The sequence below is a fragment of the Phytohabitans aurantiacus genome, assembly GCF_027923225.1.
Taxonomy (GTDB): Bacteria; Actinomycetota; Actinomycetes; order Mycobacteriales; family Micromonosporaceae; genus Phytohabitans; species Phytohabitans aurantiacus.
Genome location: NZ_BSDI01000006.1, coordinates 14,095 through 33,515, shown reverse-complemented (window position 1 = coordinate 33,515; position 19,421 = coordinate 14,095). Strand labels below are relative to the sequence as shown.

Here is a 19,421-nt window from a genome sequence, read left to right as displayed (position 1 = left end):
CCCTCCGCGGCCGGCACGGGAGGACTATCTCCGGCGGACCTGAGCGGTTCTCACCCCTAGGAGACATCCGTGCAGCACAGAGCTGTGCAGCGACGGGCTTTGCTCGCCGCCAGCGGTCTGGTCGCAGGAGCCGTCGGGCTGGCTGCCCGCCCGACTGCCGCATCCGCCGCCACCGCCACCGAACCTATCCCCGAGACGCCGGCCGCCGCGATCCACCGGCTGCTCAACGGCAACCACCGCTTCATCACGGGCCACTCCCGCCACCCGCACCAATCCCTGAACCGCCTGCACGAGCTGGCCGCCGGGCAGGATCCGTTCGTCATCACGCTCGGCTGCGCCGACTCACGCGTGGCGCCGGAGGTGCTCTTCGACCAGGGTCTCGGCGACATCTTCGACAACCGGGTCGCCGGCAACATCGTCGATGACCTGCTGTTCGGAAGCGTCGAGTACGCGGTGGAGCACTTCGCGCCGCCGCTGCTGCTGGTGCTGGGCCACGAGCGGTGCGGCGCGGTGTCGGCGACCGTCGAGGTGATCGAGAGCGGTGGGACCGCCCCCGGCCACATCGGCGCGATCGTCGAGGCGCTCCGGCCGATCATCACGCCCGTCCTGGAGAATGCCGGTGACAAGGTCGAAAACGGCGTCGTGGCGAACATCAAGGCACAGGTGAAGGCCCTGGTCGAAGGCAGCGACATCGTGCGCGAGAAGGTCGAGGCCGATGAGATGGCCGTCGTCGGCGCCCGTTACGACCTCGACACCGGCAAGGTCACACTCGTCCACTGACGGCGGCGCGCGGGCGTAGGGTCGAACCATGCGTTTGATCAAGTACACACATGCCTGCGTGCGCCTGGAGCGCGACGGCGGCCAGTTGCTGATCGATCCGGGGATCTGGACGGAAGACGAGGCGTTCACGAACGCCTCCGCGGTGCTTGTCACGCACGAGCACGCCGACCACATCGACGCCGACCGGCTGGCCGCCGCGCGCTCCGCGAACCCGTCACTTCCGGTGTACGCGCCCGCGGGGGTCGCGGAGGAGTTCGACGGCATCACCGCGGTCTCGGCCGGCGAGAAGTTCGACGCCGCCGGTTTTGAGGTACGCGTCGTCGGCGGCGCGCACGCCGAGATCTACGAGGGTCTGCCCGGCTGCGCCAACGTCGGCTACGTCGTCGACGGCGTCTACCATCCCGGTGACTCGGTCTTCGTGCCCGACGTACCGGTCGAGACGCTCCTCGTGCCGACCTGCGCGCCGTGGCTCAAGCTCGCCGAGGCGGTCGACTTCGTCCGTGCGGTCAAGCCGCGGCGGGCGCACTCGATCCACGACGCGATGCTGAGCGAGCGCGGCGAGCAGATCATCGACCGCTGGCTCGACATGAAGGGCGGCACCGAGTACAGCCGCATCCCGGTCGGGGAGTCCGTAACGATCTAGAAAATTCCAAGGATATTGAGCTACCGCGACGCCCGCCGTGCGCAATACCGTCGCTCCCGCGGCCTCACCGTCCGCGGCTACACAACCCACCCGGACGTGGCAGCAAAATCCCGGATGCTGCTGCCTCCGGGCGCGTTTGAGGCAACAAAGTCAGGGATTTTGAGCGTGACTGGGCGCGGAGGGTGAGGCTGCGGGAGCAGCGGTCCTGCGCGCGGCGGACGTCGCGGTAGCTCAACTCCTGGGTCTAGGCCGCGGCCAGGCCGATCAGCCACGCGCCGGCGATGCCAAGCGCGGCGAACAGCTCGATCAGCATGCTGAGGCCGACCGCCTTGAGCGCGTGCTTCGTCGACGGCCACGCCTGCCCCTCCCCCAGGCGTGCCCGTTCGGCGAGCCACACGCCGAGCACGAATCCGGCGACGAGGCCGACCAGCGGTATGAGGAAGAAGCCGGCGATGCCGAGCACGCCGCCGGCGAGCAGGGTGGTGTTGGGCACGCCGGCACGTTTCAGCTGGCGCCCCGGCCACAGGTACTTGACCAGCGTGCCGGCGATCGCGAGCAGCGTGGCGACCGCCAGCACCACCCACTTGCCCCAGCCGCCACCGCCGAACATCGCCCAGGCGAGCACGCCCGCCCAGCACAGCAGCAGGCCCGGCAGGATCGGCACGATGACGCCGGCGATGCCGACGACGATGGCCAGCCCGGCCAGCACCGTCACCGTCGATTCGGTGTCGCTGAGGTCCACGCCGGTATTTTCCTCTGCTACGGCCAGCCGCGCCAACGATGCACGGTGATCTCCAGGACCGGCCCGTGCACGTCGACCTCGCCGTACTGCGGATATTTGGCGCGCAGCAGCCGCACCGCGTACGCCACCGTGGCGGGCTCTTCGCGGACGGCGGCCACGCCGTCCGCCCGTACCCACCAGAGCGCCGACCAGTCCTCGTCCCAGTGCTGGACGAGCAGGCTCACCGCCGGGTTGGTGCGCACGTTGGCGTACCGGCGCAGCGCCCCACCCCGCTTGGGTTTGGCGTCGGTGGCCGTCCACAGCGTGTCGCCGTCGACGGCGAAGACGACGGGCACGGCGTGTGGAACCCTGCTGGAGTCCACAGTGGTCAGCACCGCCACGCGTGCGGTGGCGAACCGTTGCCGTGCCCTGCCTTCGTCCACCTTCACTTCACCGCGTCGGCCAGCCGGTCCACTTCGTCCACGGATGCCACCGTCGGGATGAACATCAGCTCGGTCACACCAATCGCATCGAACCGCTCGACGGTGTCGCGAGCCGCCTCGGGCGACCGGATCGCGGAGTCGGCGATGATGCTCGCGTACTCCCCCGTGAACCCGTAGTACCGCTGCAGCGCCGCCCGCGACTCGGCCTCGTCGCCGAGTCCGAAGTAGACAAGTGAGGCGATGCGCGGCTCGCCCTCGCGGCCGGCGTCCCGCCACGCCTGCTTGATCTTCGCGACGAACGGCGCCGCCTGCTCGGGGCCGCTGCCGCCGGCGGTCCACCCCTCGCCGTACTGGACCGTTCGCCGCACCGCCGCCTCGGAGGTGCCGCCGATGAGCACCGAGACCCGGTTGCCGGACGCCGGCTCCGGGCCGACCGGGAGATCACCCCCGGTCACGTTCTCACCCGCCCAGGCGCGGTGCAGGATGTCGAGGGTGTCGTCGAACAGCTTGCCGCGCCGCTCGACGGGCCGATCCATAGCGGCGAAGTCGTCGGGGCGACCGCCCACCGCCATGCCCAGCGTCAGCCGGCCGCCGGACATGGCGTCGAGGCTGGCGGTCGCCTTCGCGAGCCACACGGGCGGGTACACCGGGGCGAGCAGGATGTCGGTGAAGAGCCCGATCCGGGAGGTGGCTCCCGCGGCGGCGGCCAGCGCGGTGAGCGAGTCGTAGGTGGGGTACACGATCCGGTCGATCGTGGCGAGGGCGCTGAAGTCGCGCTCCTCCGCGCGGCGTGCCCAGTCGACGAGGGCGGGTCCGGGGATGTGCAGGGTGTTCGGAAGTCCGATGCCGATCTGCATATCTGGACCGTATCTCGCCGCGCGGAGGAGATCGGAGATGCTCAGCGCGTCGCGGCGGGTGCCCTCGACAGGCCGTACGTCAACGCGTCCACGAGCGCGACCCAGCTGGCCTCGACCACGTTTTCGTGTACGCCCACGGTCGTCCAGTCGCGGCCGCTGCCGTCGATGGTCTCTACCAGTACCCGCGTGATGGCACCGGTGCCGTGGCTGCCTTCCAGGATGCGCACCTTGTAGTCGGCCAGCTCGAACGACGCCAGCTCCGGGTAGTGCTTCGACAGCGCCACCCGCAGCGCCTCGTCGAGGGCGTTGACCGGGCCGTTCCCCTCAGCGGTGGCGATGACGCGCTCACCGCGTACCCGGACCTTCACGGTGGCCTCGGAGACGACCGCGCCGTCTTCCCGGTGCTCGACCTGGACCCGGTATGACTCCAGCGCGAATGGCCGTGTCGGGCCCTCACCCGGCAGCTCGCCGCGGACCAGCAGCTCGAACGACGCGTCCGCCGCCTCGAACGACCAGCCGCCCGCCTCCAACTCCTTGACCCGGTTGGTGACGCGGCCGAGGGCTTCGGGATGGCCGGCCAAGTCGATACCGAGCTCGCGGCTCTTGAGCTCGATGCTCGCCCGGCCGGCCATCTCCGTTACCAGGATGCGCATGTCGTTGCCGACGATGGTCGGGTCTACGTGGTTGTAGAGCACCGGGTCCACCTTGATCGCGCTCGCGTGCAGGCCCGCCTTGTGAGCGAACGCCGCGGCCCCGACATAAGCCTGGTGGGTGTCGGGTGCGATGTTGGCGATCTCCGCGATGGCGTGCGAGACGCGCACCATCTGTTCCAGGCAGCCGTCCGGTAGGACGGGCAGCCCGAGCTTGAGTTGCAGGTTGCCGACGACGGCGAAGAGGTCCGCGTTGCCGGGACGCTCGCCGTACCCGTTGGCCGTGCACTGGAAGTGCTTCACGCCGGCCTCGACGGCCGCGACCGTGTTGGCGACGGCGCAGGAGGTGTCGTTCTGGCAGTGGATCCCGAGGCGCTCGGGGCCGACACCGAGGCGCTCGGTCAGCTCGCCGATCGCCGAGGTGATCCGGGACGGCAGCATCCCGCCGTTCGTGTCGCACATCACCACGACCTCCGCGCCGGCCTCCAGCGCCGTCGCGACGACGGAGGACGTGTACGCCGGGTCGAAGCGGTACCCGTCGAAGAAGTGCTCGCAGTCGAGGAAGACCCGGCGGCCCTCGGCGACGAAGTGCGCGACGCTGTCACGCACCATCGCCAGGTTTTCGTCGCCGGTGGTGCGCAGCGCGCGCTCGACGTGGCGCATGTCGGACTTGGCGACCAGGCACACCGCGGGCGTCTCGGCGTCCAGCAGGGCGCGTACCTGCGGGTCAGCGGCCACCGCGACGCCGGCCTTGCGGGTGGCCCCGAACGCCACCAGCACCGCGTGCTTGAGATTCAGCTCGGTCCGGGCTCTTGAGAAGAACTCGGTGTCCTTCGGCATCGCTCCCGGCCACCCACCCTCGATGAAACCGACGCCGAACTCGTCGAGCAGCCTGGCCACCGCGAGCTTGTCCACGACCGAGTAGCTGATCCCCTCACGCTGTGCCCCGTCGCGCAGCGTCGTGTCGTACACCTGGTAGGTCATTGGGCTTTCCTTTCACTACCAACAAAAAGACCCCCCGCGGATGCGGGAGGTCTGCGCGCTCGGCGTGAGGGGTGCCGGCGCGCTAGGTGCCAATAATGAGGGCAAGACGTGTCACGCCGCGTATTCTGCCACTCGCGCCGGGTTTGCCGGAAGCGAGGTCCATATCGCGGGATATCAGGTGGGTTAGGTCACTGTCAATCCGGGGTACTTGTCATCCCGGAAGGAGTGATAGCCGTGGACACCCCGTATCAGCCCTTCGACCCGTGGACCTATCGAGACGAGGCCGGCGTCAACGGCGCTGACCTGATCGGGTACAAGGTCGAGGCGACCGACGGCGGCATCGGCAAGATCGACCGGTGCAGCACCGAGGTCAACTCCAGCTACCTGGTCGTCGACACCGGGCCGTGGATCTTCGGTAAGAAGGTCATGCTGCCAGCGGGTCTGGTCAACCACGTCGACCACGACGACCGCAAGGTGTACGTCGACCGGAGCAAGAGCGAGATCAAGTCGGCTCCGGAGTTCGACGAACAGACGTACACCGAACCCGTCTACCGGGACAAGCTCGGTTCGTACTACGGCGAACCCCGGTAACGGACAGCACAGGTCAAGGCGCCCCCCCTGGGGCGCCTTGATCATGCGCGCTACCGTGGCTGCGTGGACCGGGCGCTGTCGTTCTCCGAAATCTTCAACTTTCGCGACGTTGGCGGGTACGCCGGACACGACGGGCGGACCGTGCGCTGGCGCCGCCTCTTCCGGTCCGACTCCCTGAGCCGCCTGAACGGCGCGGACGAGACGGCGTTCGGGGCGCTCGGCGTGCGTACCGTGATCGACCTGCGCCGGCCGCACGAGGTGAAGCGAGACGGGCGGGTGCCCGCGTACGACGGGCTCGGCTACCACCACATCCACCCCGAACACCAGGACTGGGACGAGATCCCGTACGAGCAGCGCATCGGGGTGGCCCGGTACCTGGCCAACCGGTACAACGACCTGGTCGAGCAGGGCGCCATCGGGATCGCGACAGCCGTTGGTGTGATCGCCGATGTCGAGTCGGCACCGGTCGTCGTGCACTGCGTCGCGGGCAAGGACCGCACGGGTGTGGTGTGCGCGCTGGCCCTGTCGGTACTGGGCGTCAGTGACGAGGACATCGCGGCCGACTACGCGCTGACGACGGCGGCCTCTGAGCGGTTCACGGCCTGGCTGCGGGCAAAGGGCGCCTTGCGCACCGATATCCCGAAGCCGTACTACTCGTCTCCCGCCGAGGCGATGCTCCTCTTTCTCACCGAGCTCCGCGAGCGTCACGGCTCGGCCGAGGGCTACCTGCTGGCCGCCGGCCTCAAGCCGGAGCAGCTCGAATCCCTCCGCACCAACCTGCTGACCCCGTGAAGTAGCTAGAGGACGCGGTGGACCCAGCCGTAGGGGTCGTCGGCCCGGCCGCGCTGGATGTCGACGAGCTGCTGGCGCAGGCCCATCGTCACCTCGCCGCCGCTGCCGTCGCCCGCGACGATCTCGCCGTCGGGCGTGCGCACCACGCCGATCGGCGTGATCACCGCAGCCGTGCCGCACGCGAACACCTCGCGGAGCCTGCCGCTCGCCGCGTCGGCGCGCCAGTCGTCGATGCTGACCGGCTGCTCGTGCACGGTGCGCCCGGCCGCCCGCGCCAGCGTGATCACCGAATCGCGGGTGATGCCGGGCAGGATCGAGCCGGTCAGCGGAGGCGTCACGAGCGTCCCGTCGTCGTACACGAAGAAGACGTTCATGCCGCCGAGCTCGTCGACGTACTTGCGGTGCACCGCGTCGAGGAACACCACCTGGTCGCAGCCGTGCTCGATCGCCTCGGCCTGAGCCGCGAGGGAGGCCGCGTAGTTGCCGCCGCACTTGGCCGCGCCGGTGCCACCGGGCGCCGCCCGCGTGTACTCCTGCGACACCCACAAGGTGACCGGCTGCACGCCACCGGAGAAGTACGAGCCGACCGGCGACGCGATCAGCACGTACAGGTATTCCAGAGCCGGCCGCACGCCGAGGAACACCTCGGTGGCGAACATGAACGGCCGCAGGTACAGGCTGCCCTCGGCCGCGGTGGGGATCCACTCCCGGTCGACGTCGATGATGCGATGCAGCGAGTCGAGGAAGACCTGCTCCGGCATCTGCGCCATCGACATGCGCTCGGCCGAGGTGTTGAACCGGCGCGCGTTGGCGTCCGGCCGGAACATGGTCACGCCACCGTCGGCAGCGTGGTAAGCCTTCAGCCCTTCGAAGATCTCCTGGGCGTAGTGCAGGACGGCGGTCGCCGGGTCCATCGGGATCGGCGCGCGGGCCTCGACGCGAGCGTCGTACCAACCTTTGCCGTCCGCGTACCGGATGGTGACCATGTGATCGGTGAAGATGCGCCCGAAACCGGGATTGGCCAGCATCGCGGCGCGCTCGGCGGCCGATACCGGCTGCGGATTCTGATGAATCTCGAAGTCGAGCTTGTCACCACCGCTCATAGCGCTGCCCTCCAAAAGGCTACGGGCTTGCAGGATACCCCGAACGCTCGTTAAACGACGCTCAGGCCGAGGCGTGGGCGGCGAGCCGGTCGCCGACCTCCTCGGTGCGCACGGCGGCACCCGGCGCGCGAGAGGCTAGCTCCACCGCGACCGCTTCCGCCACCCGGCGCGACTCGTCCGGGTGACCCAGGTGGTCGAGCAGGAGGGACGCCGACAGTACGGCCGCGACCGGGTCGGCGATGCCCTTGCCGGCGATGTCCGGCGCGGAGCCGTGCACCGGCTCGAACGTCGACGGGAAGCGCCGCTCGGGGTTGATCGAGCCGCTCGCCGCGAGGCCGATGCCACCGGTGACGGCGGCCGCGATGTCGGTGAGGATGTCGCCGAAGAGGTTGTCGGTCACCACGACGTCGTATCGCTGCGGCTGGGTCACGAGGAACATCGCCATCGCGTCGACGTGCTGGTACTCCGTCTCCACGTCGGGGAACTCGGCCCGCACCGCCTCGAACGTGCGCGCCCACAGCGAGCCCGCGTGCGCGAGGACGTTGGTCTTGTGCACGAGCGTGACCTTGCGGCGCTCGCGGCGCTGTGCCCGCGCGAACGCGTCGCGGATGACCCGCTCGACGCCGTGCCGCGTGTTGAGGCTCTCCTCGGTGGCAACCTCGGCGGGGGTGTCGCGGTGCAGCGAGCCGCCGGCGCCCGCGTACAGGCCCTCGGTGCCCTCGCGGACCACCACGAAGTCGATCTCACCGGCCTTGACGTGCGCGAGCGGGCTCGACGTGCCCGGCCACAGCCGCGCCGGCCGCAGGTTGACGTACTGGTCGAACACGAACCGCAGCTTCAGCAGCAGCCCGCGCTCCAGCACGCCCGGCGGCACCGACGGGTCACCGATCGCGCCGAGCAGGATCGCGTCGTGCTCGGCGAGCTCGCTCTGCACCGATTCCGGCAGGATCTCGCCGGTGCGGTTGTAGAGGCTGGCCCCGAGTTCGTACTCGGTGGCGGTCACTCCCGGCAACACCGCGTCGATCACCTTGCGGGCCTGCGCGACCACCTCGGTGCCGATCCCGTCACCGGCTACGACCGCGATGCGTGCCACCGTAAACTCCTCTTGTCCGCCGATTGTGCTGAGCGAACGTTAATCGCCCGTCCCGATTTTCGGTACGCGAGTCTCAAAGTTCGGAACACAGGAAGTTCACAGGTGGCGGTCATAGCGCCCCCAATTTCTTCACCTACGGTGAGGATCATGGCGATCCAGCAGATCATGCCGCGCCAGCGCACCTCGCGGGCCATCACCACGAACGACCGGCGCACGCGCGCCGACCTCCGGCTCGGCTTCCCCGGCACGGGCAACCGGCCGTTTGGCACCGCGGCGACCGCCGCGACCGGCCGCATCGTGGTCCGGCACGCCGTGCAGACCTCGGCGGCCGACTTCTCCCTCATGCTGGTGGCGCCCGAGGCGATGAGCCGACGCGCCATCAGTGAGGCACTCGCCGACGCGGTCGCGGAGCTTCGCGCCATCGACGCCACCTACAGCCCGATGCGCCGCACCAGCCTGGTCGCGCGGCTGCGCCGCGGCGAGGTCTCGCCCGACGCCTACGCGCCGCTCGCCGACATCGTCGCGCGCTGCGACGCGATGCGCGCGGCCACCGACGGCTGGTTCGACGCCTGGGCGGTGCCCGGCGGCTTCGACCCCAGCGGCCTACTGAAGGGATGGGCGGTGGAGCGCGCGGGCGCCAGGTTGCGCGCCGCCGGCATCTCCGACTACGCGGTGGTCAGTGAGGCGGATCTAGCTGTACGCGGACACGCGCCCCACGGTGGCCCATGGCGCGTCGCCGTCCACCGCCCGTTGGCGCACACCCGGTCCCCGATGATCCTGGAGATGACCGAGGGCGCGGTGGGCACCTCGGGCCTGACGGGCCAGCGGGGACACGTGGTCGACCCGCACACCCGCGAGCCCGTGCGCCAGGGCGCCGCGGCGGTACTCGGACCGGATCTCTCGGTGGCAGACGCCTACGCCACCGCCCTGGTAGCCGCCGGTCCGGCTGGCCTGCCGTGGTTCCCCACGGCAGACGGCTACCGCCTCTTGCTGCCATGAGATCGGCCCCCGCGATCTCGGCAAGTGATCGCGGGGGCCGACAACGACGAGTACGCGTGGCTCGCGCACACGGGACCGGCCACGACCTGCGAGAAACGCGTCACCCGAAGACACGCCCACGCGGTGCGTAACCGGATGAACACGCTATCGATTCGCCCCGACTCCGCGCAAGGCACCGCCCCGTTCGCGTGTCGGCGGGGCACGTCCCCACCGGAAGTTCACCGGGTGGCAATATCTGCGCGTGAGTTTTGACCTCGTCGTGTGGGCCCTGGACAACAACGCCACACCAGCCGACGTACGGGCGGCACATGAGCTGTGCCGCGAAGGTGAGCACGCCGAAGGCGAAGTCGACCGCCGGATCGGCGCCTTCTACGTCGAGCTGACGGCCCAGTACCCCGACACTGTGTCCTTGTCGGACAGTCCCTGGGCGGCTCCGCCGCTGCACAAGGCCACCGACCACATCACGATGTGCCTCACCCCTTCGTGCGCCGACGAGGTGCTCGAAGCCATCGAACGCCTGGCCGCGCGACACAGCCTGATGCTGCTGGACCTCCAGGACGGCTCGGTCTACCCACCGCCCACTCCCGTGAAATAGAGCAAGGCGCCCGTCGCATCGACGGACGCCTTGATCACAGTGGACGTTGGTTACTCGTCGCGCAGGTCGGCGGCGCTCGCCGCGACGGCACCGATGGCGTCGGCGGCCTGCGTGAGGATCTCGGCGCCGACCGCACCGTCGACGGTGAGCGCCATCAGCGCCTCGCCGCCGGCCTCGCGCCGGGCCACCTGCATCGCGGCGATGTTGACGCCGGACTCGCCGAGGATCGAACCGATCGCACCGACGACACCCGGACGGTCGACGTACCGGAAGAAGAGCAGCACGCCGTCGGCGCCCAGCTCCAGGTCGAACCCGTCGACCTCGGTCAGCTTGATGGTCTCGCGGCTGCCGCTCACCACGACCGTGCCGGACACCGTCACGATGCGGCCGTCGGGCAGCGCGCCCCGCACCGTCACCAGCGTCGGATTGTCGACAGAGTCGGCGTGCGTGACCAGCTCGACCTCGACGCCCCGGTCGGCGGCGAACAGCGGCGCGTTGACGTAGGTCACCTGCTCCTCGACCACCGAGGTGAACAGCCCCTTGGTGGTGGCGAGCTTGAGCACCGACACGTCGTTGACGGCGGCCTCACCGCGCACCTCGACGGTCACGTTGGCGGCCACGCCACCCGCGACCGCGGTGAACGCCTTGCCCAGCTTCTCCGCGAGCGGCAGCAGCGGCCGGACGTCTTCGGCCACCACGCCACCGGCCTGCACGTTGACCGCGTCGGGCACGAACTCGCCCTGCAGCGCCAGCTTGACGCTCTTGGCGACCGCGAGACCGGCCTTGTCCTGCGCCTCGGCGGTCGACGCGCCCAGGTGCGGGGTGGCCACCACGTTGTCGAACGCGAACAGCGGCGACGCCGTGCAGGGCTCCTTCGAGTACACGTCGATGCCGGCGCCGGCGACGCGGCCCTCAGCGATCGCGTCGGCGAGCGCCTGCTCGTCGATCAGACCGCCGCGCGCGGCGTTGACGATCCGCACGCCCGGCTTGACGAGCGTCAGCTCCTTTTCGCCGATGAGACCGACCGTCTCGGGCGTCTTGGGCAGGTGGATCGAGATGAAGTCGCTCTCCCGCAGCAGCTCCTCCAGGCCCACCAGGCGCACGCCCAGCTGAGCCGCGCGCGCCGGCTGCACGTAGGGGTCGTACGCGATCAGGCGCGTGCCGAACGCGGCCATCCGCTGGGCGAAGAGCACGCCGATGCGGCCGAGGCCGACCACGCCGACGGTCTTGCCCTGCACCTCGACGCCGCTGTACTTGGACCGCTTCCACTCACCGGCCTTCAGCGCGGAGCTGGCGCTGGCCGTGTTGCGTGCGACCGCGAGCAGCAGGGCGACGGCCTGCTCGGCGGCGGAGACGATGTTGGAGGTGGGCGCATTGACCACCATGACGCCACGAGCGGTGGCGGCGGGCACCTCGACGTTGTCGAGGCCCACACCCGCGCGGGCGACGACCTTCAGGCGCGGTGCCGCGGCGATGGCCTCGGCGTCGATCTGGGTCGCGCTGCGCACGAGCACGGCGTCGGCTTCGGCAAGCGCCGCAAGCAGGGCCGGGCGGTCGGTGCCGTCAACATGGCGTACATCGAAGTCGTGCGCGAGCACGTCGATGGCGGCGGGAGCGAGTTCTTCGGCGATGAGTACGACGGGAGTCATCTGTCCTCGTAAGTTGTCGGCTTCGGCGGCGCGCAACAGCGCGCCGCTCTGCGCCCTGCGCCTCCCCAGCGAGCGGACGGCTCTCGCACGGTGCGCCCTCACCGCGAGGATAGGCGCACGCCGACCGCCGCGTCGCTCCCGACGCGGCGTGAGTGCCCTCACAGATACGGACTTAAGCCGTACTTAGGTGACGGTCGACACGCCCAAAGAGCACTCGATCTGGTGGAACCCCGTCGATTCGGCGTTGAGCGTGTCGAGGAACGTGTCGAACGACATCGACCCCACCGGCGGATAGATCCGCTCGCGCGGCGGCTCCTGCCCGGGAGCGAGCGCGCCCTCGGCGACCATGAGCTCCAGGATCGCCTCGCGCACGGCCGGCAGCGACACCGGCGAGTGGTACACCACGTTGAGCGCCTGCATTCGCATGCCCTTGACGTGATCCTCGCCCTTGTTGTCGTGGAAGTGCGGGTTGCGGGTCTCGATCTGCAGCACCGGCACCGCCTTGACGTCATCTGGCAACGCGGCGGCCTCCGGCAGCAGGCCGCCGAACTGCTCGAACAGCTCCACGTACTCGAACGGCTCGACCGCGAACCCGCCCGCCAGCCGCATCCGCAGACCGAGGTCGAGGCTGAGGGCGTGCTCTCCCGCGTTGCCGGTGGCGATCACCTCGGTGCCGAAGCCGCTGTGCTCGGCCACCAACCGGTTGAGGAACATGTTGGTGATCTCGGAGCTGCGGCCTCGCCGGCTGAAGAACAGCCGGCCGTCGCGCAGCTTCGGCTTGGAGTGCCAGGAGATGCGCACCATCGAGTACGGGCTTTCGGCGAGGTGCAGCCCGGCGGCGTATGCCTTGCAGTACTCGTTGACGGCGCCCGGCACGTAGTTGTCGGCGTCGACGTAGCCCACGTACTTCCGGCCGGTCAGGGCTGCCATCGCCATGCCGATCAGCATGGCCTCGCCCTTGCCGGTGCGCACCAGGCCCTCGTCGTCGATCAGCTCGGGCAGGCCAGCCGCCTTGACCGCCGACGCGAGGCCCGGATCTCGTTGGTGCACCGCCACCGCCGGCCGGTCCGCGAGGCGGCAGAACTGCTCCAGCGTCTGCACCTCAATCTCGTACCGGTCGACCGGCTGCCGTGCGCTGTTACTGACCAGAATGATGAGGCAGTCGTGCGGAATTCCAGAGAGCACGCCTTCAATTACTCTGCGTGTCTCATTCATGCACGGAATGACGACGACCAATTCCTCTTCGATAGCGCGGATGGCCTCAGGCGCTACGAGCTGACTGTTGCCAGCACGATTGCCCAGGTCAACACCCCGTTGCGCGCCCGAGTCAAGCTCGATGACGCGCTGAAGCTCATGAATCCGGACGGCGCCGAAGCGTTCGGTCCGGTGTGATTGCTCCAGCCGCATAGAGCGACGGTACCTGAGGGGCCGATCGAGTGCCCCTTACCGTTTGAATTAGCGAGCTTTGACCCCTACTCGCAATCTGCCGGTAACTTCGGGGGCGCCCGCGGCACGCGGACGCCCCCTTCAAAACGATTTGTCTCAGGCGGTTTCGGTGATGGGCCGGTCGACCCAGCTCATCATCCCGCGCAGCTTCTTGCCGGTCTCCTCGATCGGGTGCGCGGCACCCTGCTCGCGGTACTTGTTGAAGTTCGGCCGGCCAGCGTCGTCTTCGGCGATCAGCTCGCGGGCGAACTCGCCCGACTGGATCTCACTGAGGATCTTGCGCATCTCGTCCTTGACGCGGGAGTCGATGACGCGCGGGCCACGGGTGTAGTCGCCGTACTCGGCGGTGTCCGAGACGCTGTACCGCATCCGCGCGATGCCGCCCTCGTACATGAGGTCGACGATCAGCTTCAGCTCGTGCAGGCACTCGAAGTAGGCCACCTCGGGCGCGTACCCGGCCTCGGTGAGCACCTCGAAACCGGTCTGTACCAGCGCGGAGGCGCCACCGCAGAGCACCGCCTGCTCGCCGAACAGGTCGGTCTCGGTCTCCTCCTTGAAGGTGGTCTCGATGACGCCCGCCCGGCTGCCGCCGATGCCCTTGGCGTACGACAGGGCCAGCGCCAGCGCACCGCCGGTCGCGTCGCGCTCGACGGCCACCAGACACGGCACGCCCTTGCCGTCCACGTACTGCCGGCGGACGAGGTGCCCCGGGCCCTTCGGCGCGACCATGGCCACGTCGACGTCCGCGGGCGGCTCGATCAGGCCGAACCGGATGTTGAGCCCGTGCCCGAAGAAGAGCGCCTTGCCGGCGGCCAGGTTGGGCGCGATCTCCTCGGAGTAGATCTTCCGCTGAGCGGTGTCGGGCGCCAGCACCATGATGACGTCGGCCCAGGCGCTCACCTCGGCGGGAGTGCCGACGGTCAGGCCCTGCTCCTGCGCCTTGGGCCGGCTCTTCGAGCCCTCCTGCAGGCCGATCCGCACCTCGACACCGGAGTCGCGCAGGGACAGCGCGTGGGCGTGACCCTGGCTGCCGTACCCGATGATGGCGACCTTCTTGCCCTGGATGATGCCGAGGTCGGCGTCGTCGTCGTAGTAGACCGTGACGGCCATTTCTTCCCTTTCTCAGGCGGCGCGCAGCGCCGGTCCGGTGGTGATCGACCGTGAGCCGCGGCCGATAGCCACGAGGCCGGACTGCACCATTTCCTTGATTCCGTACGGTTCGAGGTCGCGAAGCAGCGCGTCGAGCTTGTCGGCGGTGCCGGTCGCCTCGATGGTGAGCGTGTCCGGAGCGACGTCGACGACGCGCGCCCGGAAGAGGTTCACCGTCTCCAGCACCTGTGACCGTACCGGGCGGTCGGCCCGGACCTTGACCAGGAGCAACTCGCGCTGGACCGAGACGTTTGAGTCCAGCTCGACGATCTTGAGCACGTGCACCAGCTTGTTGAGCTGCTTGGTCACCTGCTCCAGCGGCGACTCCTCCGCGTTGACCACGATCGTCATCCGGGAGACCTCAGGGTGCTCGGTCTCCCCGACGGCCAACGAGTCGATGTTGAACCCGCGACGGGCGAACAGGCCCGCGACCCGGGCCAGTATGCCCGGCTTGTTCTCCACCAGAACGGAGAGCGTGTGCTTGGTCATCTGTCGCTCAACCTCACAGGTCGTCTTCGTCAAAGCTCGGACGCATGTCGCGAGCGAACATGATTTCGTCGTTGCTGGTGCCGGCGGCCACCATCGGCCACACCATGGCATCCTTGCCGACCACGAAGTCGATCACGACAGGGGCGTCGTTGATCGACATCGCCGCCTCGATCGTCTTGTCGACGTCGTCCGCGCTCTCGCAACGCAGGCCGATGCAGCCGAGCGCCTCGGCCAGCTTCACGAAGTCGGGGATGCGGTGCTTGTGGGTGCCCAGATCGGTGTTCGAGTACCGCTCGCCGTAGAAGAGGGTCTGCCACTGCCGGACCATGCCGAGGTTGCCGTTGTTGATGATGGCGACCTTGATCGGGATGCCCTCCAGGGCGCAGGTGGCCAGCTCCTGGTTGGTCATCTGGAAGCAGCCGTCGCCGTCGATCGCCCAGACGGTGGTTTCCGGCTTGCCGACCTTGGCACCCATGGCCGCGGGGACGGCGTAGCCCATCGTGCCGGCGCCGCCGGAGTTCAGCCAGGTGTACGGCTTCTCGTACGAGATGAACTGCGAGGCCCACATCTGGTGCTGGCCGACGCCCGCCACGTACACGGCGTCGGGGCCCGCGATCTCACCCAGCCGCTTGATCACGTACTGCGGGGACAGCGTGCCGTCGGTCGGTTCGTCCCAGCCCAGCGGGTAGCGCTCGCGCAGGTCGTTGAGGGTGGCCCACCACTCCGTGCGGTCGCCGGTGCGGTTCGACGACTGCTCGGCGGTCACCGCGACGATCAGCTCGTCGATGACATGCTTGGCGTCGCCCACGATCGGTACGTCGGCGGCCCGGTTCTTGCCGATCTCGGCTGGGTCGATGTCGGCGTGCACGATCGCCGCGTCCGGCGCGAACGAGTCGAGCTTGCCGGTCACCCGGTCGTCGAACCTGGCACCCAGCGCCACCAGCAGGTCGGCCTTCTGCAGCCCGTACACCGCCGTCACGCTGCCGTGCATGCCCGGCATGCCGAGGTGCTGCGGGTGCGAGTCGGGGAACGCGCCGCGGGCCATCAGCGTGGTGACGACCGGGATGCCGGTCAGCTCGGCCAGCTTGCGCAGGCTGTCGGTGGCGCCGGCCTTGAGCACGCCGCCGCCGACGTACAGCACGGGCCGGCGTGCCGAGGTCATCAGGCGGGCGGCCTCGCGGATCTGCTTGCCGTGCGGGTGCAGCGTCGGCCGGTACCCGGGCAGCTCCAACGTCGGCGGCCACGTGAACGTGGTCATCGCCTGGAGCACGTCTTTGGGGATGTCGACCAGCACCGGGCCGGGCCGGCCGGTCGACGCCAGGTGGAACGCCTCAGCGAGGATCCGCGGGATCTCCTCGGGCGTCGTCACGAGGTAGTTGTGCTTGGTGATCGGCAGCGTGATGCCCTGGATGTCCGCCTCCTGGAAGGCGTCCGTGCCGATCGCCGGTCGCGGCACCTGGCCGGTGATCGCGACGATCGGCACCGAGTCCATGTACGCGTCGGCGATCGGGGTCACCAGGTTGGTCGCGCCGGGGCCGGACGTGGCGACGCAGACGCCGACCTTGCCCGTCGCCTGGGCGTACCCGGTGGCGGCGTGGCCACCGCCCTGCTCGTGACGCACCAGGATGTGCCGGACCGCGGAGTCGTAGATCGGGTCGTACGCCGGCAGGATCGCGCCGCCCGGAATGCCGAACATCACCTCGACGCCGAGTGCCTCGAGCGACTTGACGAGCGCGGTGGCCCCCGAGACCTTGGCCGGAGCTACCGGCGCGGCCGGTGCGGCGGCGGCAGCGAGGGTGGCCGGTGAGGGGGCGCGCTGGGCGAGTGTCTCAGGTGTGGGTCTCGTCATGGCGGTTCAGCCTTCGTCTTAAGGGTTCGCGGTCGTCTGCGGGAACATCTGGTCAGCGGGAGCGTCTAGCCCTAGGACATGAAAAAGGCCCTCGTGCGGAACGCACGGGGCCAGCGCACTCTCGGGCTGCGAGAGTGCGCTCAGATAAGTACTCGAGACGACAGAGTCAGCGACATGGGGCTAACTCTGACGGATCTCAGCCGATGAGTCAACTGATCTCACATGTTGGGCGTGAAGTGTCGCGGAACCGCCGTTGATCTGCCGTTCCGGCTGGCGGCTGTTGGGAATCACCGGCGCCAGCGACTGCAACCGCGCCTCGAAGTGCTCGGCGAGTACCGGCCGCCCTGCCAGGTATCCCTGACCCAGCCGGCAGCCCGTCTTGACCACCATCGTCATCTGGTGCTGCTCCTCGATGCCCTCGGCGATCACCTCCAGCCCGAACTGGTGTCCCAGCTCGACGATCACCGGCATCATCCGCTCCTCCAGAACCAGGGAGTGGTCGATCTTCAGGATGTCGATCGGCAGGTCGCGGAGCTGGCCGAGTGACGAGTACCCCGCACCGAAGTCGTCCAGCGCGATCCGTACGCCGGTCTCGCGCACGCCGCGCAGCTGCCGGATCATCTCGTCGAGGTCGGTGGCGACGGCGTGCTCGGTGACCTCGAGGACCAGCCGCTGCGGCGGCACCCGGTGTGCCCGCAGCGCCTCCTTGACCTGCTCGACGTAGCAGGCGCGGTGCAGCTCGCGGGGCGAGACGTTGACCGATACCCAGACGTCGTGGCCCTCACCGAGCCAGCGGGAGAGCTGGTGGCAGGCCTGGTGCAGCACCCACCGGTCGAGCTTTTCGATCATGCCGCACTCTTCGGCCACCGGGATGAACTCGTCGGGGCGGACGCTTCCCAGCTCAGGGTGGTTCCACCGGAGCAGGGCCTCGGCGCCCACCGGTCGCACCGAGGGCAGCATGACGACCGGCTGGAACTGCAGGTGCAGCTCGTCGCGGTCGATCGCGCCGCGCAGCTCGTGCTCCAGCGTCGTGCGCCGGCGCAGCTCCTGGTCGTATCCGACCTCGTAGAGCTCGACCCGGTTCTTGCCGCGCTGCTTCGCGGACCGCAGCGCGAGGTCGGCGTTGCGCATCAAGGTGGTGACGTCGGACGCGGACGAGCAGCTCGCGAGGCCGATGCTCACCGAGAGGAAGACCGTGCCGGAGGGCTGCTCGTATGGCCGGCCGAGCACCTTCAGTAGCCGCGCGGCGGCGCCCTTCGCCTCGCCCGGACGGGCCCACATCAGCACGGCGAACTCGTCGCCGCCCAGCCGGGCCGCCACGTCGCCGGGGCGCAGGTTCATCCGGAGGCGCTGGCCGACCTCGACCAGCACCGCGTCGCCGACGTCGTGGCCGCGCATGTCGTTGACGTTCTTGAAGCCGTCGAGGTCGAGGGCGAGCAGGACACCCGCCGAGCCGGCGGCGTCTTCGTCTTCCAAGGCGGTGAGCAGGCCACGCCGGTTGGCGAGCCCGGTCAGCGGGTCGGTGTGCGCCAATTCACGGAAGTGCGCCTCCCGGTCACGCAGCCGTTCGGCGTATCCCTGCACGTCGCGCAGCGCGAAGTACTGCCGGCCGACCAGGGTGAAGCCCTCCAGGCTGCCGGCGACGATGAGCATCATGCCGAAATCGCCGCCGCGCAGCAGGTGGTACAGCGCGGATGCCGCCATCGCGGCCATCGGGATGAACGCGTAGCCGGCGCCCCGGCGGGTCATGTCGGCGTCGCGGTCGTCGGCGTCGCCCACACCGGCCCACGACTGCCGGGCCGGGCGCTCGGCGCGCCGCGCGGCGTAGGTGATCATGCCCAGGCCCGCGGGCATCGCGATCAGCGCGACCCAGCTGGCCTCGGTCCAGCCCTGGCACACGCCGCCCGCCAGGGCCGAGCCGGCGATCGTCACGGTGGTGACACCGATGCCGACGCCCACGAGCGGACCTCTCGGGCGGCGGGCCCGCATCGCGGCCATGACGCTGAGGCCCAGCGCCAGCGCCGCGACGGCCGCGGGCAGGAGCAAGGGCCGGCACCAGTACGGCGTGCGCTCGCCGAGCAGCCGGGTGGGCGTCGACAGCAGCACGCAGCCGACGAACCACAGCGCGGCGGCGATCACCAGGGCGTCCAGCAGGTATCGCAGGGCCCGGGACCGGTCGGGGGCGCCACCCGGCATGCCCAGCAGCCCGAGGAGCAGCAGCACGCTGCCCAGGGCGACGCTGATGGCCAGCAGGTTGCCGAGCGACGCGCGGCTCGGCTGGGTGTGCACCAGGTGCTCCTCCACCGCGCGGCTGGCGACGATGCCGCCCACGACGGTCAGCAGCGTGATGCCTGCTCCCGCGGCGAGAAAACGATGCCCCCGCCGTGCGGTCCCCGCGGCCCGGAACGCCGAAAAGGTCAGCAAACCGGTGCAGAGCACGCCGAACAGGGCGCTCGCTATCGCGACAAATTGGAACACCGTAGGGAGGTGCACGCATCAATGCTGCCGGATGTCAAGCGGGGCGTGGGGGACGGGGTGTGCGACGCGCCCCGGATTGGCACTAACCGCCTAATCGGACCGTCCCGCTT

18 protein-coding genes are annotated in these 19,421 nt (G+C 69.5%); 6 read left to right on the top strand and 12 right to left on the bottom strand.

Going from position 1 to position 19,421, the window contains the following annotated elements; genetic code table 11:
* Positions 1–69: 69 nt before the first annotated feature.
* Together QMG73_RS07070 and QMG73_RS07065 are read left to right on the top strand one after the other, a co-directional pair.
* A complete protein-coding gene (locus QMG73_RS07070) occupies positions 70–780 on the top strand; it encodes a carbonic anhydrase (protein WP_281893240.1) in 711 nt (236 codons plus the stop codon).
* Between the two features lie 28 nt (positions 781–808).
* On the top strand, positions 809–1,423 hold the full coding sequence (locus tag QMG73_RS07065) for an MBL fold metallo-hydrolase (protein WP_281893239.1): 615 nt from the start codon (positions 809–811) through the stop codon (positions 1,421–1,423).
* 244 nt (positions 1,424–1,667) lie between these two features.
* Here QMG73_RS07065 and QMG73_RS07060 read toward each other — a convergent pair whose 3' ends face one another.
* From QMG73_RS07060 to cimA, 4 genes are read right to left on the bottom strand one after another with little or no spacing between them, the layout of a single operon-like run.
* Positions 1,668–2,165, bottom strand: coding sequence for a DUF456 domain-containing protein (locus QMG73_RS07060; RefSeq protein ID WP_281893238.1), 498 nt, complete (start codon positions 2,163–2,165; stop codon positions 1,668–1,670).
* Positions 2,166–2,182: 17 nt separating this feature from the next.
* A complete protein-coding gene (locus tag QMG73_RS07055) occupies positions 2,183–2,593 on the bottom strand; it encodes a TIGR03668 family PPOX class F420-dependent oxidoreductase (RefSeq protein ID WP_281893237.1) in 411 nt (136 codons plus the stop codon).
* Positions 2,590–3,444: an LLM class flavin-dependent oxidoreductase gene (locus QMG73_RS07050; protein ID WP_281893236.1), complete on the bottom strand. Its 855-nt coding sequence runs from the start codon at positions 3,442–3,444 to the stop codon at positions 2,590–2,592. Before QMG73_RS07050 ends, QMG73_RS07055 begins: the two co-directional genes overlap by 4 nt.
* Before the next feature lie 41 nt (positions 3,445–3,485).
* The gene (gene cimA, locus QMG73_RS07045; RefSeq protein ID WP_281893235.1) at positions 3,486–5,078 is read right to left on the bottom strand and encodes a citramalate synthase; all 1,593 of its coding nucleotides are present in this window, start codon (positions 5,076–5,078) and stop codon (positions 3,486–3,488) included.
* A gap of 213 nt (positions 5,079–5,291) precedes the next feature.
* Between cimA and QMG73_RS07040 the strand changes: the two genes are divergently transcribed.
* Both QMG73_RS07040 and QMG73_RS07035 read left to right on the top strand, forming a co-directional pair.
* Positions 5,292–5,669: a ribosome maturation factor RimM gene (locus tag QMG73_RS07040; protein ID WP_281893374.1), complete on the top strand. Its 378-nt coding sequence runs from the start codon at positions 5,292–5,294 to the stop codon at positions 5,667–5,669.
* Positions 5,670–5,696: 27 nt separating this feature from the next.
* Positions 5,697–6,461, top strand: a complete 765-nt coding sequence (locus QMG73_RS07035; RefSeq protein ID WP_407676759.1) for a tyrosine-protein phosphatase — start codon at positions 5,697–5,699, stop codon at positions 6,459–6,461.
* A gap of 5 nt (positions 6,462–6,466) precedes the next feature.
* Here the strand turns inward: QMG73_RS07035 and QMG73_RS07030 are convergent, their stop codons facing one another.
* Positions 6,467–7,564 (bottom strand): branched-chain amino acid aminotransferase, encoded by a 1,098-nt coding sequence (locus QMG73_RS07030; RefSeq protein ID WP_281893232.1) that lies wholly within the window; start codon positions 7,562–7,564, stop codon positions 6,467–6,469.
* A 61-nt stretch (positions 7,565–7,625) separates the two neighbouring features.
* Entirely contained in the window at positions 7,626–8,657 is a 1,032-nt protein-coding gene (locus QMG73_RS07025; RefSeq protein ID WP_281893231.1) for a 3-isopropylmalate dehydrogenase, read from the bottom strand.
* 165 nt (positions 8,658–8,822) lie between these two features.
* Between QMG73_RS07025 and QMG73_RS07020 the strand changes: the two genes are divergently transcribed.
* A complete protein-coding gene (locus tag QMG73_RS07020; protein ID WP_407676758.1) occupies positions 8,823–9,656 on the top strand; it encodes an FAD:protein FMN transferase in 834 nt (277 codons plus the stop codon).
* Positions 9,657–9,897: 241 nt separating this feature from the next.
* The gene (locus QMG73_RS07015) at positions 9,898–10,251 is read left to right on the top strand and encodes a hypothetical protein (RefSeq protein ID WP_281893229.1); all 354 of its coding nucleotides are present in this window, start codon (positions 9,898–9,900) and stop codon (positions 10,249–10,251) included.
* A gap of 50 nt (positions 10,252–10,301) precedes the next feature.
* Here QMG73_RS07015 and serA read toward each other — a convergent pair whose 3' ends face one another.
* The 6 genes from serA to QMG73_RS06985 all read right to left on the bottom strand — a co-directional run bounded on the left by serA (position 10,302) and on the right by QMG73_RS06985 (position 19,326).
* Positions 10,302–11,900, bottom strand: coding sequence for a phosphoglycerate dehydrogenase (serA, locus tag QMG73_RS07010; RefSeq protein WP_281893228.1), 1,599 nt, complete (start codon positions 11,898–11,900; stop codon positions 10,302–10,304).
* Between the two features lie 183 nt (positions 11,901–12,083).
* Complete coding sequence (mpgS, locus tag QMG73_RS07005; protein ID WP_281893226.1) at positions 12,084–13,307, bottom strand: mannosyl-3-phosphoglycerate synthase; 1,224 nt, start codon at positions 13,305–13,307, stop codon at positions 12,084–12,086.
* Between the two features lie 135 nt (positions 13,308–13,442).
* Positions 13,443–14,456: a ketol-acid reductoisomerase gene (ilvC, locus tag QMG73_RS07000; protein WP_281893225.1), complete on the bottom strand. Its 1,014-nt coding sequence runs from the start codon at positions 14,454–14,456 to the stop codon at positions 13,443–13,445.
* 12 nt (positions 14,457–14,468) lie between these two features.
* On the bottom strand, positions 14,469–14,984 hold the full coding sequence (ilvN, locus tag QMG73_RS06995; RefSeq protein ID WP_281893222.1) for an acetolactate synthase small subunit: 516 nt from the start codon (positions 14,982–14,984) through the stop codon (positions 14,469–14,471).
* Positions 14,985–14,997: 13 nt separating this feature from the next.
* Positions 14,998–16,833 carry an acetolactate synthase large subunit gene (locus QMG73_RS06990; protein ID WP_281893220.1) on the bottom strand — a complete coding sequence of 612 codons (1,836 nt, stop codon included), beginning with the start codon at positions 16,831–16,833 and terminating at the stop codon, positions 14,998–15,000.
* 180 nt (positions 16,834–17,013) lie between these two features.
* Positions 17,014–19,326 (bottom strand): putative bifunctional diguanylate cyclase/phosphodiesterase, encoded by a 2,313-nt coding sequence (locus QMG73_RS06985; protein ID WP_281893219.1) that lies wholly within the window; start codon positions 19,324–19,326, stop codon positions 17,014–17,016.
* Between the last annotated feature and the right edge of the window lie 95 nt (positions 19,327–19,421).

Excerpts from the sequence above, each read along its gene's own strand:
- QMG73_RS07065 (WP_281893239.1), top strand. The coding sequence starts at position 809 with ATGCGTTTGATCAAGTACACACATGCCTGCGTGCGCCTGGAGCGCGAC.
- QMG73_RS07050 (WP_281893236.1), bottom strand. The coding sequence starts at position 3,444 with ATGCAGATCGGCATCGGACTTCCGAACACCCTGCACATCCCCGGACCC.
- cimA (WP_281893235.1), bottom strand. The coding sequence starts at position 5,078 with ATGACCTACCAGGTGTACGACACGACGCTGCGCGACGGGGCACAGCGT.
- QMG73_RS07030 (WP_281893232.1), bottom strand. The coding sequence starts at position 7,564 with ATGAGCGGTGGTGACAAGCTCGACTTCGAGATTCATCAGAATCCGCAG.
- QMG73_RS07020 (WP_407676758.1), top strand. The coding sequence starts at position 8,823 with ATGCCGCGCCAGCGCACCTCGCGGGCCATCACCACGAACGACCGGCGC.
- serA (WP_281893228.1), bottom strand. The coding sequence starts at position 11,900 with ATGACTCCCGTCGTACTCATCGCCGAAGAACTCGCTCCCGCCGCCATC.
- mpgS (WP_281893226.1), bottom strand. The coding sequence starts at position 13,307 with ATGCGGCTGGAGCAATCACACCGGACCGAACGCTTCGGCGCCGTCCGG.
- ilvC (WP_281893225.1), bottom strand. The coding sequence starts at position 14,456 with ATGGCCGTCACGGTCTACTACGACGACGACGCCGACCTCGGCATCATC.
- ilvN (WP_281893222.1), bottom strand. The coding sequence starts at position 14,984 with ATGACCAAGCACACGCTCTCCGTTCTGGTGGAGAACAAGCCGGGCATA.
- QMG73_RS06990 (WP_281893220.1), bottom strand. The coding sequence starts at position 16,833 with ATGACGAGACCCACACCTGAGACACTCGCCCAGCGCGCCCCCTCACCG.